The following is a 16,672-nucleotide window of genomic DNA, read 5'->3' on the forward strand; positions in this document are numbered from 1 at the left end:
CGTAGGCTGGGGCTTGGGTAAAGGAGTTTAAGCGTAGGCAAGCATTACCGGGCGTGCAAAAACCGCTGAATCGTAGGCTGACTCTTTGTATCCACTTCAGGAGGCTTGAGCGCGTAGCCAAGCTATTTCATCGGCCCATATCTCGGGTTCGATGGTCTCCAGTATCATTGGAATGCCGTTAATCCGTGGTTCCTGCATGATGGTGGTAAAGGCAGGTAGGCCAATATTGTCTTTGCCCAGGCTATGGTGGCGATCCACGCGGCTGGCAAGGTTGCTTTTGGCATCGTTTAAATGCATACCGCGCAGATACTCAAAGCCGACCACGCTGTCTAGCTCATCAAGCGTTGCTTGGGTGGCCTCTGTCGTGCGTAGATCATAGCCCGCCGCAAAGGCGTGGCAGGTGTCAATACACACCCCCACGCGAGTTTTATCGTCCACGTGGGCAATGATCTCGGCCAAATGCTCGAAGCGCCAACCTAGGTTAGTGCCTTGGCCAGCGGTATTTTCAATGACTGCGGTAACGCCTTGGGTATGCGTTAGCGCTTCGTTAACGGATTCTGCAATACGCTTTAAGCAGTCGCTTTCGCTGATTTTGTTCAAATGGCTGCCAGGGTGAAAATTAAGCAGCGTCAGCCCCAACTGCTCGCAGCGCTGCATCTCATCCAGAAACGCATCGCGGGATTTGCGCAGCCCTTCCTGCTCGGGGTGACCCAGATTAATCAGATAGCTGTCGTGGGGCAAAATCTGCTCTGCAGAAAAGTTGTGCTCGGCACAGGCATCGCGAAAGGCTTGAATCGCCTCATCGGTGAGCGGTTTACCTTTCCATTGACGCTGATTTTTGGTGAATAGCGCAAACGCATCCGCACCGATTTCCACTGCTCGCTGCACGGCTTGGTCTGCGCCGCCAGCGGCGCTCACATGGGCTCCTAGGTACTTCACGGTGGACTCCTTGTCAGTGTGTGAACTTATAAGTTGTTAGAGTTTATCAATGGCTGTCTAAAAAGCGCTTGAACGCGGCGGGTTCATCGGTGATGACACTGCCGATGCCCCACTCCCAGCGGCTATGAAAGGCACTGGGGTCATTGGCGGTATAGCACAATATTTGATAGCCATCGCGCTGCATAGCTTCGGCTTGGGCGCGCTTCAAACGCGGCCAGTGGGGGTGCACGCTAAAAGCCTCAATGGCCTCGCACTGCTCACGCCAACTTTTGGGCACGCTACCGAACAGCACACCCAGGGCCAGCCGTTCTTTGCTGGCAAATTGACGGCAGTGGCCAAGAGCCGCGGCATTGAAGGAGGAGATAATCAAGCGCTCGGGGGGGAGAGTGTCGAGCATTTCCGGCAGCGCGCGTTCCACCAGCGCGATGGGGTCGCGGCCTTTGTTGACCTTGATTTCCATATTGGCGCCCATTTCCAGCTCGTTAAGCAGTGCCAACATCTCGCTGAGGCTAGGCATCTTCTCACCCGCAAAACGATCGTCAAACCAAGCCCCGGCATCCAGGGTTTGCGCCTTCGCCCAGCTCATGGAGGCGAGTCCGCCCCGTCCGTTTGAGCAGCGTGCTACATCGCCGTCGTGCCAAATCACCGGGGTGCCATCACCCAGTAGCTGCACATCCAGCTCTACCCATGTGGCTCCCGCTTCATAGGCGGCGCGCACCGCGGCGAGGGTGTTTTCAGGGGCAGCGGCGGAGTAGCCGCGGTGGGCAATCAGCGCGGGGAGTTGAATAGCGGGATGCGTCATGACAAATCTCTAAGCCTTAGACGATAAAGAAGCGCTAATACTAGCATGGGCGCATGACAGCAGGATTGCATTGCCTCGCGTTCTAGTGGGTAAAAATACGCTAGCGTGCTAGCTTGATTTAAATGCCATGACGCGCTTGTATAGCAGCACCTGTTGCCATGCTTAGCATTATTCAGAGATGGCGTATCAACTCGAATAATAGCCGAATTACACAATAAGGAGTCCTAATGTCTCAGCGTATTCAATTTGCCCGCACCGGCGGTTCTGAGGTACTTGAACTGGTCGACGTTACCCCTGCTGAACCTGGCCAGGGTGAAGTACGTATTGCTAATAAAGCCGTTGGCCTTAATTTTATCGACATCTATTTTCGTACCGGGCTCTATCCAACCCCTTCCATGCCTTCTGGTCTAGGCACCGAAGGTGCAGGCGTGGTCGATGCGGTTGGCGAAGGAGTCACACACCTTCAGGTTGGCGATCGCGTGGCCTATGCCCAAGGCCCGTTGGGCGCCTATGCTGAACTGCATACGCTGCCAGCGGCTAAAGTGGTCAAGCTACCCGACTTCGTTGATTTCGACACCGCAGCGGCGAGTATGCTCAAGGGCCTTACCGTGCAGTATCTGCTTCGCCAAACCTATGAACTAAAAGGTGGCGAAACCATTCTATTTCACGCCGCAGCGGGCGGGGTAGGTTCGATTGCCTGCCAGTGGGCGAAGTCGTTAGGCGTTAAGCTGATCGGCACAGTCAGTTCACAGGAAAAAGCGGATCTAGCCATGGCCAACGGTGCCTGGGCGACAATTAATTACAGCGAAGAGAACGTGGTAGAGCGCGTACGCGAGCTTACCAACGGCGATATGTGCGATGTGGTGTATGACTCGGTGGGTAAAGACACCTGGGAAATGTCACTGGACTGCCTGAAGCCCCGTGGTCTGATGGTCAGCTTTGGCAACGCGTCTGGCCCGGTGGAGGGCGTTAATATCGGCATTCTGAATCAGAAGGGCGCACTTTACGTGACCCGCCCCAGCCTGAATGGCTACGCCGACACCCGCGAGCGTTTGGAGATGATGTGCGAAGAGTTTTTCGCCATGATTGAAAGCGGTAAGGTCAACATTGATATCGCCAACCGCTACCCACTTGCAGAAGCTGGCAAAGCCCAAGACGCCCTGCAAAGCCGCAAGACCACGGGCTCAACTATTCTTTTGCCGTAGCGAATTCGTTTTATCCGACGATAGAGCTTTGAGAGCAGCAGCAGGGGCAGCCTGAAGCGGTTGGCCAGGGCCCCGTGAAGTTTCCTATATCTCAAAGGCTGCACGCATCGCTATAAGATTGTTGATGCTCACATTATTGTTGAGCGCCAAAAGTAAGCGCTTTTATTAGCCCGCTTTACCCTTCATTACACTACCGATATGAAGCTCGGCTTTGCCGAGCTTTTGTCCCTTTTGGCTATGTGTTTATAGGCTTTGCGTATGCAGGGTCTATACCTCTGTATAGTAAACGTCTAATGTGCAGAAGAAATAGTCATGTTAAAGCGTGTTTTGCATCAATCGCATGGTGAACTTTCAAACGCCAGCAAGGGAGTGGGAAAAGGATGTCGGCTGAGGACATAAGTGTTGAGGGCTCAAGCGCTGAGGGCTCCGGTATTGAAAACGTAAGTATTGAAGCATTGGATCTTGGCGGGTTAACGCTTACACCTAGCACACTGGTGTTTATCGTACTTGGGCTAACGCTCGCCGCGTTTATATGGGGACGCTTTCGTTATGACTTAGTGGCGCTGGCAGCGTTGTTGGGTTCGGTCATGCTGGGGCTTGTGCCGGCCGAAAGCGCTTTCGCCGGTTTCGGCCATCCGGCGGTGATTACCGTGGCCGCTGTACTGGTGCTTAGCCGAGGGTTTGAGCGCTCGGGCGTGGTCGATATTATTGCCAACCAAGTGCTTAAAGTGGGGGAAAACCTGCTGCTCCAACTCCTGGTGCTGGTGGGTACCATTGTTGTGCTGTCAGGTATTATGAATAATGTGGGCGCCCTGGCACTGCTGCTACCGGTAGCTATGCGGCTTGCCCGCGAACACAACACCTCGCCTTCCTTACTGCTTATGCCCCTGGCGTTTGGCTCTCTGCTCGGCGGCCTGACCACGATGATTGGTACCCCACCCAATATCATTATTTCCAGTTATCGCCGTGATGTGACAGATGAAGCATTTAGTATGTTTAGCTTCTCGCCTGTAGGCATCGTAGTTGCGCTGGCGGGGCTGGCCTTTATTGTTCTGGTGGGCTGGCGCTTGACGCCCAAGCGTAGCGGCCAGGCCTCTACGGATGAAATGTTCGATACCGCCAACTATTTAGTCGAATTGAAAGTAGGCGAAGAGTCGAAGGCCAAGGGGCTAACGCTACAACAGTTGCGCGACGAACTGGACGAAACCATTCCCGTGTTAGCGGTGGTGCGTGATGACAACCGCCGTGCAGGCTATAACTTCCACGGCGCACTGGAAGAGGGCGATATTCTGCTATTAGAAGCAGGGCCTGATGAGCTTCAAATGCTGGAAGACAAAGTAGGGCTAAGCGCGATTGCAGAGTTGGAGGAAGACCCTGAGGCGGAGGATGCTGAGCCTGCGGAGAGTGATAAGGATCCTGTGAATAAGAAAGATTCTGCGCAGGATCGACAGCCCGTGGATACCGAGGGCCTGCAACTGATCGAGGCCGTGGTGCGTAACGACTCAATGATGATTAACCGCAGCGTACGCCAGCTACGCTTAAACCATCAGTTTGGCCTGCACTTGGTGGCTGTCGCACGGGATGGCGGGCGCTTGAAGCAGCGGTTGCGGGATATTCGTTTTAAAAACGGTGATGTTTTGCTCCTCCAGGGCAGTGAAAACGAGATGTCAGATAGCCTGGCCTCGCTTGGGTGTCTACCCCTGGCTAGCCGTGAACTGCATCTGGGGCAGCCACGCAAACTTGCTATGTCGATTGCTATTTTTGCCTTGGCAATCGTCGCCATGCTGTTTGATCTACTCCCCGCAGCGGTGGCCATGAGTAGTGCGGCACTGATTTCGCTCCTGATTGGCGTGTTACCACTCCGGGAAGGGTATCAGGCCATTGATGGCCCCGTCATAGTGCTGCTCGCGGCGATGATTCCCGTGGGCGAAGCATTAGAAACCAGTGGAGGTGCAGATTTGATTGCTAACGCGCTGCTCAGTTTTGGCAGCGATTGGCCGGTGGTGGTGACCATGATAGGGCTGTTTTTACTCTCTATGCTGCTCTCCAATGTGGTTAACAATGCGGCGGCTGCGCTACTGATGGCACCGATTGCGGTGAGCTTAGCCAATGGCTTTGACGTCTCACTGGATCCGTTTTTGATGGTCGTAGCTGTTAGCGCTTCCTGTGCGTTTTTAACCCCTATTGGGCACCAATCCAATACGCTGGTGCTTGGGCCTGGCGGCTACCGCTTTGGTGATTATTGGAAACTGGGCTTGCCGCTATCACTGGTGGTGCTGGTGGTTGCTATCCCAATGATCCTATGGGTGTGGCCGCTTTAATAGGCGAGGTCGCCGCTTGGTCTGTCGGTTTGGCACCTGCGGAATTGTATGAATAGTGCTATTAGGTTTCGAAAATTTTGCTAGATTATGTTCAGATATCAATAAAAATCGAACAGGCCGGGCTTATGAATCAACAATTTCGTCAGGATGCCATTGTCGAGCTGGTTCGTCAGCACGGCTATATGAGTATTGAGCAGCTCACCGATCATTTTGCCGTGACACCACAAACCATCCGTCGCGATTTAAATACCCTGGCCAATGAGGGCCGGGTGAGGCGGGTGCATGGCGGAGTAGGAATCGAGTCGAGTACAGTCAATACCGCCTACAGCACGCGCAAGACACTGCATCTGGAAGAAAAGGAGCGCATTGCCCGCTGTTTAGCACAGCACATCCCGAATCACTCCTCTCTGTTTATTAATATCGGCACCAGCAATGAAGTGATTGCTCAAGCGCTGTTAGAGCACCAGGGCCTTGAGATCATTACCAATAATTTAAATGTTGCCGCTATCCTGCAACATAAAGAGGATTTCACCGTGATTATCGCCGGCGGTCAGGTGCGCTCCCGGGACGGCGGCATTATCGGTGAAGCAACGATCGACTTTATAAATCAGTTCAAAGTGGACTACGGCATTATCGGCATCAGCGGTATCGATGAGGATGGCTCACTGCTGGAGTTTGATTACCAGGAAGTGCGCGTTGCTCAGGCGATTATCGCCAATTCCAGGCGCATCTATCTGGCGGCGGACTACTCTAAATTTCACCGTAACCCGGTTGTTCGGCAAGGTAACCTGGAACAGCTGGATGCGCTATTTACCGACCGCAAACCCCCAGACGCGATTCAGCGCTTGCTGACGCAACACGATGTGGCGCTCTACATTGCTTAATGAGGTAGTTTCAGCCTTGAGCATTTTGGGCGGCTAGAGTAGCCTTGGATGATAATAAAGCGAAAACGTGGAAACCTCTGATTAACTATTGCGCTTGGCCATACAGCGTTAAAAATCGCCTCAAAATGCTCATTTACACCCCGTAAACTCCGCTTTTTCGTTGATTTTTGCCTTGTCTGGCCTGCGCTCATCGCGTTAATCAGAGGTTTTCAATCATACAAAATCGAAAGATAATACAACAAAGCGAACTCGATATGTCCTCTTTTATACTCGCCATTGATCAAGGTACCACCAGTTCTCGCGCCATTCTGTTTGACCGCCAAGGCCAGGTGGCCGCTGTTGCCCAGCAAGAATTCACTCAGCACTTCCCCCACGACGGATGGATTGAGCACAACCCCGAAGACATTTGGGAAACCGTGGTGGCGACTTGCCGAGATGTGATGCGTAACGCTGAAGTTTCCGCCGACCAAATAGCCGGGATCGGCATTACCAACCAGCGGGAAACCACTATTCTGTGGGATCGGAAAACGGGTAAGCCACTCTATAACGCCATCGTTTGGCAGGATCGCCGCACCTCAGATTTATGCCAGTCACTGCGCGATCAAGGCTATACCGATACCGTTCAAGCTAAAACGGGCCTATTGATTGATCCCTACTTTTCAGCCACCAAGCTTGGTTGGGTACTGGACAACGTTGAGGGTGCTCGGGAGCGCGCCGAGCAGGGCGAGTTGGCATTTGGAACGGTAGATAGCTTTTTAATCTGGCGGCTGACAGGCGGTCAGCAGCACGTGACCGATGCCACCAATGCTTCACGCACGGCGTTGTTTAATATCCATACTCAGGAGTGGGATGAAGAGCTGCTGGCGCTGTTTAATATTCCCGCCAATTTATTGCCCGAAGTGAAAGACTCCAGCGATGATTTTGGCACCACCGAAGCGCACTGGCTGGGTGCCGCGCTCCCCATTGCTGGGGTAGCGGGGGATCAGCAGGCTGCTTTAGTGGGGCAGGCGTGCTTTCAACCGGGGATGGGTAAAAGCACCTATGGCACAGGCTGTTTTATGATTGTGAATACCGGCGAAACGCCCTCGCTGTCGCGCAATCGCCTGTTGACCACCATTGGCTACCGGCTTAATGGAAAGCCGACCTATGCCATGGAGGGCAGTATTTTCGTGGCGGGGGCGACGGTGCAGTGGTTACGTGACGGCTTGAACCTGTTTGCCGATGCGTCAGAGACGGAGGCCTTGGCCCAGGAGACCCGCAGTGGCCACAGCGTTTATCTGGTGCCCGCCTTTACCGGCTTGGGCGCTCCACACTGGGATCCCAAAGCCCGCGGCGCTATTTTTGGGTTAACTCGCGATACCGGTATCGCTGAAATAGTCGCCGCTGGCCTGCAAGCGGTGTGCTATCAAACCCGAGACCTCCAGCACTGTATGAACGACGACATGGAGGCCGCACCAGGCACTTTGCGCGTCGACGGTGGCATGGTGAAGAACAGCTGGGTGATGCAGTTTCTTGCCGATATGCTGGGTGTCCAGGTGGATCGCCCTACGATTTTGGAAACCACCGCGCTGGGGGCTGCTTACTTAGCCGGGTTGCGTTTAGGTTGGTATCAAACCCTCGAAGAGATTGAGCAGCTGTGGCGCTGTGAGAAGAGCTTTATGCCTGCTATGGAGGAGACCACTCGCGAGCAGCTCTATCAAGGCTGGTTGGATGCGGTTTCGCGCGTGCGCTCCACGCCTTAGGTAATAACGATTTAGCCCACTACTTAAGCACACTATCTATTAACTCTTTCGATTCTTTATAATGCGGCGGCCAATTAAACCATTGGCCGCCTTTCTTCGCTTTTAGCGCCCCTCATGAAAGTCTTTAACACACTTAACACTTAATGAGTGTTTATGTAGTCGAGTTACAACCACCCCTGCTGCCAATGATGCATTGTGGGTTTTGTTGCAGTGAACCATAGTGAAGCCATGGATCAGGAGGGTGCTTCGTTATCCCGAGTCACTGACCCGATCCCTGCTACAGAACCATAGCGCTTCAGTATTACCCGAGCGCTAAAGGCGAAGGTCTTGCAAAGCTTGTGACCGTTTCGCAGTTGCCGAACTGGGCACTTATCCGGCCCAGCATGAGTAGCAACGTCACCATACGTCGTTAACTAAGATGGCTGCTTTTTTTAACCGATAGTCGGTTAAGCAGCGGATGACCATACCATGAGGTATTACTAATGAACTGCATCGAACTGAGCCAACAAGCCGACAGCATCGCCAGCACTTTCAGCAAACAAGATCTCGCTAGACTTGTTGTGGCACTGAAGGGCAACCGTGAATCACTGCAGCATGCCGTTGAGGTCATCGACACAGTGGATAGCCGCTCAGGCTGCACACTGGAAGAAGCTTGGGATGAAGTGCTCTCAGGGGACTCTCAAATGCGAATTGAAGACGAAGAGTAGGGCATCGCTTATTGATTGTTTGAGCCCCCTCACTTAGGTGAGGGGGCTTTTTTACGCTAAACCGCTGTCGATGTCGGCGGAAGTGCAGTATCGCGATTTTGTTCGAAGTACTGGCTAAATCGATTTTCAGCATCGTCACCAAACAGTACCCGACACGCTTCCTTTAAACCGGTGGAATGGCGTAACTGCTCATGAGGTACCACCAGAGAAACTTTGGCGCGGCGGCGCAGGAAGTCCTCAAGCTGGGTGATCATCTCGTGGTCGCGGGCATGCTCAATTTCACAACGGATGTACTCAGTGCCTTCAATGAGGATTTCGCCCTGAGCGGGATCCTGACGAATTTTCTCCAGCATCGGTATGGCTTGATCGGCATAGCGCCGCCACAGCCGAGAGGAGAGCAGCTCCGATGACGTAGAGGCGGTCATGGCATCTAGGTTCATACGCTTGGCTTGATCCATAAACTGCTGTTTCACGGGCTTGGCAGGTTCCCCGTACCACCGAAAGTTGGGGTCTGAAAGTGAAACGCCCAGGCGGCTTATATCTTCGGCAATCTCATCCCCTACGTTCAAACAGTCGGTAAGTTTTCCACCAAAGATGCTGATATGCGCACTCTCAATGTTGGTATCGACCACATGCTTGCGAGAAAGCTGTAAAAAGTCTCGGTCACTGCCCTGATCATCTTTGATGGCTAAAGGCCTTACGCCACAGCGTGTCGAGATAATGTCGTCTTGTGTGAGCGGTTGATCTAGCGTTAGGCGTTTATTGATATTTTCCAGCACAAAGGCGATATCGTCAGCAGTAACGTCTACCTCTGGATGCTCCATATGGGTATCGGTAGTGCCGATACAGGTGCGATTGCCCATGGGAATGACGAAGAACAGCCTTCCATCGTCGGCAAAAAATGCCAACACCCGCTGTGAATCGGTTAGCTGTGGAACGATGAGGTGAATGCCCTTGGAGTAGAGGTGATGATGGGTAGTCTTTTGGCCGGTCAGCTCGTTATGCTGATCTACCCAGGGGCCAGCAGCGTTGATTAATACCTTGGCATGAATATCGAAGGTGCTGCCATCCATCACGTTGTGCGCTTTGGTCACCCATAGGTCGCCGACCCGTTCGGCGCCGAGTGACTCGACGTAGTTGGCGGCAATTGCTCCATAGTTAAGCGCGTGGCGCACAAAGTTGAACACAAAGCGTGCGTCATTATCGTGGAGGTAGGCGTCGGAGTACTCGAAGCCGCCAACGGCGTCCTCAATATCGATAATGGGTTCTTGCTGCTTAATCTTGTTAGGCGAAAGCAGGCGTGGCAGTTTAGTGAAGCCGTTGCCCATCAGCCAGTAAAGCCAGGTGCCCGCCCATAGGTAGCGTGGTGAGTGGCGGAAACCTTTCGAAATAGTGGTCAGGAAACGAATCTCCTGCACGGTAGAGGGGTAACTCTTTATCAAGTGATTGCGGCTTTTGCACAATTTTCGAACCAGTGCAAAATCCTTGCTTTCCATGTATTTAATGCCTCCCCAAACTAAGTTGGAGGAGTGCATGCTGGTGCTGCCAGCGAAGTCGCCGCGATCAATCAGTGCGACTTTAGCGCCTTTTCCAGCCAGCGCCGCCGCAGTGGCCGCGCCATTGATACCGCCCCCTATAATCAGGGCATCAAAGGTCTCGGTAGGTAATTTTTCTATATTTCGATTTCGCAGTTTCATAGCGGATCCAATTAACAAATAAATAGCCCTGGTGCCCTGGGTGTTTTCTCTTGTGCTATGGCCTGCCGCCAATGAAACCCTTGCAGGGCGGTTGCCCACCCTGCAAGCGTTACGCGTGATTACTCTTGGCGCGTACCGGCTGCCATCCAGGCTTCCATCATTTCGTCATAAGGAACGGTGGTGCCTTGGGGCATTTCATTGTCCAGCTTGGCTTTGGGTGCGCCTTCCTGATCCAGCCAGTATTGCGGATCCTGCTCTTCATTGAGCACGGGCGCATAGCTGTCGAAGACGTTGGCCCTGGCTAGGCGATGCATGGTGCTGTCCATATCCGACGCCAGTTTGTCCAAGCCTTCCTGAGGCGTGACTTCACCACTCATGACAGGCGCCAGGTTTTGCCACCACAGTGGGGCCATGCGTGGGTAGTCAGGCACATTGGTGCCGGTAGGCGTCCAGTTCGACTCGTTGGGGCTGCGGTAGAACTCCACCAGGCCGCCTAATTTGGGGGCCATCTCGGTCATCTGCTCAGAGAAGATATCAGATTCACGAATCGGCGTTAGACCGTGCATCAGTTTTTCCAAAGACACCGTTTTAGACACGGTGAACTGGCCGAACAGCCACGCCGCGGTGCGACGATCTTCCGGCGTTGAATCGAAGAACGTCCAGGCGCCTACATCTTGGTAGCCGACCTTCATACCCTCTTCCCAGTACGGGCCGGTGGGGGATGGAGCCATGCGCCATAGCGGGTTGCCTTCGTCATCGGTCACTGCGACTGCAGGGTCGGTCATGTCGGCAGTAAAGGCGGTGTACCAGAAAATCTGCTGGGCAATGTGTCCCTGCGCAGGTACCGGGCCAGCCTCACCAAAGGTCATGCCCTGTGCTTCAGGAGGGGCATAGTCACGCAGCCAATCGACGGCTTTTTGCATGGCAAATACCGAGGCCGGTGAGTTAGTAGCACCGCCGCGGCTTACGCTTGCGCCTACTGGCTGGCTATCTTCGTTGACGCGGATACCCCAGTCATCCACCGGGTTGCCGGAAGGGACGCCGGGGCTGCCCATACCTGCCATGGAGAGCCAGGAGTCGTGGAAGCGCCAGCCCAGTGACGGATCGCGGCGGCCGTAATCCATATGGCCATACACCTTGGTGCCATCTATTTCGCCGACATGCTCGGTAAAGAACTCGGCGATATCTTGATAGGCCGTCCAGTTAGTGGGAACGCCAAGAGGGTAGCCGTAGACCTCTTCGAACTGTGCCATCAGCTCAGGGTCGGTAAACCAGTCATAGCGGAACCAGTAGAGGTTAGCGAACTGTTGGGTGGGCAGTTGAAAGAGGCTGCCATCTGGCCCGGTGCCGTACTGCAGTCCAATAAAGTCGTCTAAATCCAGGGTGGGCAACGTATAGTCGGCCCACTCGTTCTCCATCGCTTCAGACAGGTTGATGGTGGTGCCATAACGAATATGCGTGCCGATGGAGTCGGTGTCATTGACGAAGCCATCGTAGATGCTGTTACCCGACTGCATCTGATTCTGCATGGTGTCCACCACATCACCTTCACCGATGATGTTGTGGGTCAGGTTAATGCCGGTCAGCTCACTAAAGGCTTCTGCAAGCACTTCACTTTCATAAACGTGAGTCGTGAGGCCTTCAGCCACGGTTTGAATATCCATGCCGCGGAAAGGCTCGGCAGCGTTGGCAAACCACATCAGCTCTTCGATCTGCTCTTCGCGGCTCAGGGTTGAGTTCTGGAAGTGCTCGTCGACCAAGCGTTCAGCGATGGCACGGGTATCCTGCTCTTGCGCTGACAGCGTTCCCGACGCCAGCAACAAGCTGGCGGCGAGGGTTGTCAGTTTGAATTTAGTCAGTTTGGATTTATTGTCGTGCTTTTGCATGTTGACCTCGTTTTGTTGTGTTCTTCCTTGATGGCTTGGCCGTCCTTGATACCGATTAAACGCTGATGGCATTTCCCAAGGGCTAGTCCCAAGGGCTATCCCCAGCGCATTAAAACCAGCAGCCATACGGCTGATACCGCTAGTGCTATCCAAATGGAAAGTGACGTGAAGCCGATCACGCCCAAATGGATAAAGGCTGCGGAGAGCAGGCCGATAAACAGCCGATCCCCGCGAGTGGTGGCAATGGGTAAAAAACCTTTGCGTTCAACAGTGGGCGACATGATCTCCCATACCGTCATGCCTGCCAGCATGGCCGCAATGGATGAAAAGAATATGGCGGTGGGCACTGTCCATACCATCCAAGACATAGCGAGATCTCCTCAGGTACGGCCCAGGGCAAAGCCCTTGGCGATATGGTTACGAACGAAGTAGACCACCAGAATGCCGGGAATGATGGTGAGTACACCGGCGGCGGCCAAAGTGCCCCAGTCAATCCCAGAAGCAGTCGATGTGCGCGTCATGATCATGCCAATGGGCTGGGCGTCAGTGGCTGTCAACGTGCGGGCCAGCAACAGCTCCACCCAGGAGAACATGAACAGGAAGAACAGTGTGACGCCAATGCCTGAGCGGATCATGGGGATAAAAATCTTGACGAAAAAGCGCGGAAAGCTATAGCCGTCGATATAGGCGGTTTCATCGATCTCTTTAGGCACGCTGCTCATAAAGCCCTCCAAAATCCAGATAGCAAGGGGGATATTGAACAGGCAGTGAGCCAGCGCGACGGCGATGTGGGTATCGAACAGGCCTACCGAGTAGTAGAGCTGGAAGTAGGGCAGCAGAAATACCGCAGGTGGCGCCATTAGGTTGGTCAGCAGCCAGAAAAATAGATGCTTGTCGCCAATAAAGGTGTAGCGGCTAAAGGCGTAGGCGGCGGGTAGCGCGACGCAGATGGTGATGAGCATATTCATCGCTACGTAGAGCATCGAGTTGACGTAGCCCATGTACCAGCTTGAGTTGGTGAAAATGCCGATGTAGTTATCAAAAGTAAGGTTCTGGGGCCACAGCGTCATCGAGCCGAGAATTTCGCTATTGGTCTGTAGCGACATATTGATCAGCCAGTAAATGGGCAGAATCATCAGCGCCAGATAAAGGCCAAGCAGGATACGCGAGCGCCAGTGTGCACGGGCGGTGCGGTTACGCCGCTTGGCCGGTGAAACCTTGCTAAAAATCGTGTTGTACTTTTCACCGCGCTGGGTGTTTTCGAGTTGATAGCTCATGTTAGGCACCTCCGTGCGGCGGTTTGTCTTTCTGCATATTCATAATGGTGGTGTAGAACACCCAGCTCACCAGCAGAATGACCAGGAAGTAGATCAGCGAGAAAGCTGCAGAAGGGCCTAAATCCTGTTGGCCGACAGCCATAGTGGTTAGCGATTGACTTAAGAAAGTGGTGGCGCTGCCCGGCCCGCCGCCCGTCAGTACAAAGGGTTCGGCGTAGATCATAAAAGAGTGCATAAAGCGCAGCAGCACGGCAATGACCAGCACGTTGGTTAGCTTGGGGAGCTGAATGTAGCGGAACACCGCCCATTTTGAGGCACGGTCGATACGTGCTGCTTGATAGTAGGCTTCGGGAATCGAGCGGAGACCGCTATAGCACAGCATGGCCACCAGCGGCGTCCAGTGCCACACGTCCATTAAAATGATGGTTACCCAGGCGTCGCCGGCATTACGGGTAATGTTGTATTCAATGCCCAGTTCGCGCAGGCCCCAGCCCATTAAGCCGATATCGCCACGGGTAAAGATTTGCCAGATACTGCCCACTACGTTCCAGGGAATCAGCAACGGCAGGGTAATCAGGATCAACACCGCCGAGGCTTGCCAACCGCGTTTGGGCATAATGAGCGCGATGCCAATCCCTAGCGGAATCTGAATAGCCAGAATAATCAGCGAGAACGAAATTTGGCGCAGAAACGCTGCCTGCAGCGCGTCGTCGTTGAGCATGCTTTGAAACCACTCAGTGCCGGTAAAAAAGCGTGCGTTCGGCCCGAGCACGTCCTGCACCGAGTAGTTGACCACGGTCATGAGCGGAATGATGGCGGAAAAGGCCACCAACACCAGCATGGGAAGCACCAGTAGCCAGGCTCTGTTATTGGGTACCTTGTTATTCATGACCAGCCTCCACTAGGTATTCATCGATATACAGCGCTACGTGAGCAGCATCGAAGTGCGCAAACGCCGCTTCACTGACCGGCGGATGGCCTTCGGGCAGGCGTGCCTTAAAAGTTTGCTCGTTGAGTTTGAAGGTCAGCAGGGAGTAGGTGCCCAGGTCTTGCACGCTGGTCACCTGAATCGGCACGCTATTGGCCACTTCACTTGAGGAAATGGCGATAAACTCGGGGCGGATGCCTAGTTTTATATTGTTATGGCTAATATCGTTAGCGCTGGCATTGGCAGCGCTGGCGACAGCGTGCTTCATCTGCTCGCTAACCGGCAGTGGCTGTGTGCCGAACATTACCTGATCGTCGCGATATTCCACGGCCATAAAATTCATGCCCGGGCTGCCAATAAAGTAACCCACAAAGGTATGCGCAGGGCGCTCGAACAGCTCACGTGGGGTGCCGAATTGCACCACCTGGCCCTCATACATCACGGCAATTTTATCCGCAAAAGTAGAGGCCTCGAGCTGATCGTGGGTCACGTAGATCATGGTGATATTGAAGCGCTCGTGAATCTCTTTGAGCTTGCGGCGCAGTTTCCACTTTAGCTGCGGGTCGATAACGGTGAGCGGTTCATCAAACAGAATCGCTGTCACGTCATCGCGCACCAGTCCGCGACCCATGGAGACTTTCTGCTTCTCGTCGGCGGTCAGGTTTTTGGCTTTACGATCCAACAGAGACGTCAATTCAAGAATGTCAGCGACTTCGAGTACCTTGGGTTTCACCCGGTACTCGGGGGTATTCATATTACGCAGGGGAAAGGCAAGATTATCGAACACCGTCATGGTGTCGTAGATCACCGGAAACTGGAACACCTGGGCAATATTGCGCTCTTCTGGGGGCAGCTCATTGACCCGCTGACCGTCGAAAAGTACGTCACCCTCCGAGGGTTCAAGCAGGCCCGAAATAATGTTCAGAAGGGTCGATTTACCGCACCCTGAAGGGCCCAATAGGGCATAGGCGCCGCCCTGATGCCATACATGATCCATCTGTCGGATGGCGTAATCTGCCGCACCCTTGGGTGTTTTTTCGTAGGAGTGCGCCAAGCCTTTTAGTGTGATCTCAGCCATGGGCAGCTCCTCCCTGACGTGCAGGAATATGTACCGTGTGCCCCTGCTTGTCGAAGGCGTAAAGTTGATGGGTGGGGAAGTAAACTTTCAGAGGTTCATTAACACTAAACTGGTGAATACCCGCTAAGTGCAGCACTAAGGGAAAGCGTTCGTGGCGAACATGCAGGAAGGTTTCAGAGCCGCTAATTTCCGCTACATCCACATGGACATCCAGGGCCAGGTCATCGGCCTGCTGGGGTTGTAGAGTGAGATGCGAAGCTCGCACGCCAAAGTCGTAATCACCCGGTTCAAGGCGCTTTAGCTCGTCATCGCAGGGAAAGTGAAGCGTTTGGTCGAAGGTGATCTCGCTGTCGGTCAGCTGACCGGGAACGATATTGATTGGGGGTTCGGAGAACATTTCTGCGCTAAAGCGGCCATTGGGCTCGCGATAGACCTGCTCGGTAGGGCCGTATTGGAGAAGCCTGCCTTCGTGCAGTACCGCCGTATTGCCGCCCAGCGCTAACGCTTCATTGGGCTCGGTGGTGGCGTATACCGCAATACAGTTACGCGCTTTAAACAGATCACGCAACTCATCGCGTAGTTCTTCGCGGAGCTTATAATCCAGATTGACCAGCGGTTCATCAAACAGAATTAAGTCGGCATCTTTGATCAAGGCCCGCCCCATGGCGGTACGCTGCTGTTGGCCACCAGAGAGTTCCTGCGGGTAGCGGTTAAGCAGGTGCTCGATATGCAGCATTTCAGCAATTTCGCCAACCCGTTTATCAATTTCGCTTTTTGGGTGTTTGGCCAGTTTAAGCGGCGACGCAATGTTGTCATAAACGGTGAGGCTGGGGTAGTTGATAAACTGCTGGTACACCATGGAGACATTGCGTTTACGCACTGAGACGTTCGTGACGTCTTTGCCATCCATAATAATTTTGCCGCGGGTGGGTGGTTCAAGCCCCGCCATTAGGCGCATTAAAGTGGTTTTGCCAGCAAGTGTTCGCCCAAGCAGCACATTAAAGGATCCTGGCTCTAGGGCTAAGTCTATCCCACTGATATGGGGCACACCGTTAACGATGTGATCGATATTTTGCAAATGTAAGGACATGCCGATCTCGCTAGCGTCATTGTTGTTGGATAAGGTAGATCGTTTTCGTTTACGAAAGGCTAGTTGATCGTTTGCGAACTTGCAACGCGTTTTTGGTTCCTCGGTCTACGCATTTA

General features: G+C 53.6%; 14 protein-coding genes. 5 read left to right on the top strand and 9 right to left on the bottom strand.

The genetic code is table 11. The features are described 5' to 3' along the window. Window positions 1-96: 96 nt before the first annotated feature. Both nfo and E0L35_RS10875 read right to left on the bottom strand, forming a co-directional pair. Window positions 97-939 carry a deoxyribonuclease IV gene (gene nfo, locus E0L35_RS10870; RefSeq protein WP_138800293.1) on the bottom strand — a complete coding sequence of 281 codons (843 nt, stop codon included), beginning with the start codon at window positions 937-939 and terminating at the stop codon, window positions 97-99. 46 nt (window positions 940-985) lie between these two features. Then, window positions 986-1,741 carry a glycerophosphodiester phosphodiesterase family protein gene (locus E0L35_RS10875; RefSeq protein ID WP_027959228.1) on the bottom strand — a complete coding sequence of 252 codons (756 nt, stop codon included), beginning with the start codon at window positions 1,739-1,741 and terminating at the stop codon, window positions 986-988. Between the two features lie 227 nt (window positions 1,742-1,968). On the opposite strand from E0L35_RS10875, the gene E0L35_RS10880 reads away from it, so the two are divergent. The 5 genes from E0L35_RS10880 to E0L35_RS10905 all read left to right on the top strand — a co-directional run bounded on the left by E0L35_RS10880 (window position 1,969) and on the right by E0L35_RS10905 (window position 8,600). Beyond that, window positions 1,969-2,946 (top strand): NADPH:quinone reductase, encoded by a 978-nt coding sequence (locus E0L35_RS10880; RefSeq protein WP_009286508.1) that lies wholly within the window; start codon window positions 1,969-1,971, stop codon window positions 2,944-2,946. Between the two features lie 380 nt (window positions 2,947-3,326). Continuing rightward, window positions 3,327-5,267 carry an SLC13 family permease gene (locus E0L35_RS10885; protein WP_138800294.1) on the top strand — a complete coding sequence of 647 codons (1,941 nt, stop codon included), beginning with the start codon at window positions 3,327-3,329 and terminating at the stop codon, window positions 5,265-5,267. Between the two features lie 125 nt (window positions 5,268-5,392). Beyond that, window positions 5,393-6,151 (top strand): DeoR/GlpR family transcriptional regulator, encoded by a 759-nt coding sequence (locus tag E0L35_RS10890; RefSeq protein ID WP_022523714.1) that lies wholly within the window; start codon window positions 5,393-5,395, stop codon window positions 6,149-6,151. Window positions 6,152-6,405: 254 nt separating this feature from the next. Beyond that, entirely contained in the window at window positions 6,406-7,893 is a 1,488-nt protein-coding gene (gene glpK / locus E0L35_RS10900; RefSeq protein WP_138800295.1) for a glycerol kinase GlpK, read from the top strand. Between the two features lie 482 nt (window positions 7,894-8,375). Next, window positions 8,376-8,600 carry a hypothetical protein gene (locus tag E0L35_RS10905; RefSeq protein ID WP_022523712.1) on the top strand — a complete coding sequence of 75 codons (225 nt, stop codon included), beginning with the start codon at window positions 8,376-8,378 and terminating at the stop codon, window positions 8,598-8,600. Window positions 8,601-8,656: 56 nt separating this feature from the next. Here the strand turns inward: E0L35_RS10905 and E0L35_RS10910 are convergent, their stop codons facing one another. The 7 genes from E0L35_RS10910 to E0L35_RS10940 all read right to left on the bottom strand — a co-directional run bounded on the left by E0L35_RS10910 (window position 8,657) and on the right by E0L35_RS10940 (window position 16,556). After that, window positions 8,657-10,297 carry an FAD-dependent oxidoreductase gene (locus tag E0L35_RS10910; RefSeq protein WP_022523711.1) on the bottom strand — a complete coding sequence of 547 codons (1,641 nt, stop codon included), beginning with the start codon at window positions 10,295-10,297 and terminating at the stop codon, window positions 8,657-8,659. A 119-nt stretch (window positions 10,298-10,416) separates the two neighbouring features. Next, complete coding sequence (locus E0L35_RS10915; protein ID WP_022523710.1) at window positions 10,417-12,183, bottom strand: ABC transporter substrate-binding protein; 1,767 nt, start codon at window positions 12,181-12,183, stop codon at window positions 10,417-10,419. A 95-nt stretch (window positions 12,184-12,278) separates the two neighbouring features. After that, a complete protein-coding gene (locus E0L35_RS10920) occupies window positions 12,279-12,551 on the bottom strand; it encodes a DUF2160 domain-containing protein (RefSeq protein WP_022523709.1) in 273 nt (90 codons plus the stop codon). A gap of 12 nt (window positions 12,552-12,563) precedes the next feature. Then, the gene (locus tag E0L35_RS10925) at window positions 12,564-13,460 is read right to left on the bottom strand and encodes a carbohydrate ABC transporter permease (RefSeq protein WP_008956663.1); all 897 of its coding nucleotides are present in this window, start codon (window positions 13,458-13,460) and stop codon (window positions 12,564-12,566) included. A 1-nt stretch (window position 13,461) separates the two neighbouring features. Beyond that, window positions 13,462-14,349, bottom strand: a complete 888-nt coding sequence (locus E0L35_RS10930; RefSeq protein WP_022523708.1) for a sugar ABC transporter permease — start codon at window positions 14,347-14,349, stop codon at window positions 13,462-13,464. Then, entirely contained in the window at window positions 14,342-15,466 is a 1,125-nt protein-coding gene (locus E0L35_RS10935) for an ABC transporter ATP-binding protein (RefSeq protein WP_138800296.1), read from the bottom strand. Before E0L35_RS10935 ends, E0L35_RS10930 begins: the two co-directional genes overlap by 8 nt. Then, window positions 15,459-16,556 carry an ABC transporter ATP-binding protein gene (locus tag E0L35_RS10940; protein ID WP_022523706.1) on the bottom strand — a complete coding sequence of 366 codons (1,098 nt, stop codon included), beginning with the start codon at window positions 16,554-16,556 and terminating at the stop codon, window positions 15,459-15,461. Before E0L35_RS10940 ends, E0L35_RS10935 begins: the two co-directional genes overlap by 8 nt. Window positions 16,557-16,672 lie beyond the last annotated feature (116 nt).

This window comes from Halomonas sp. ATBC28 (assembly GCF_005937175.1).
GTDB lineage: Bacteria > Pseudomonadota > Gammaproteobacteria > Pseudomonadales > Halomonadaceae > Vreelandella > Vreelandella titanicae.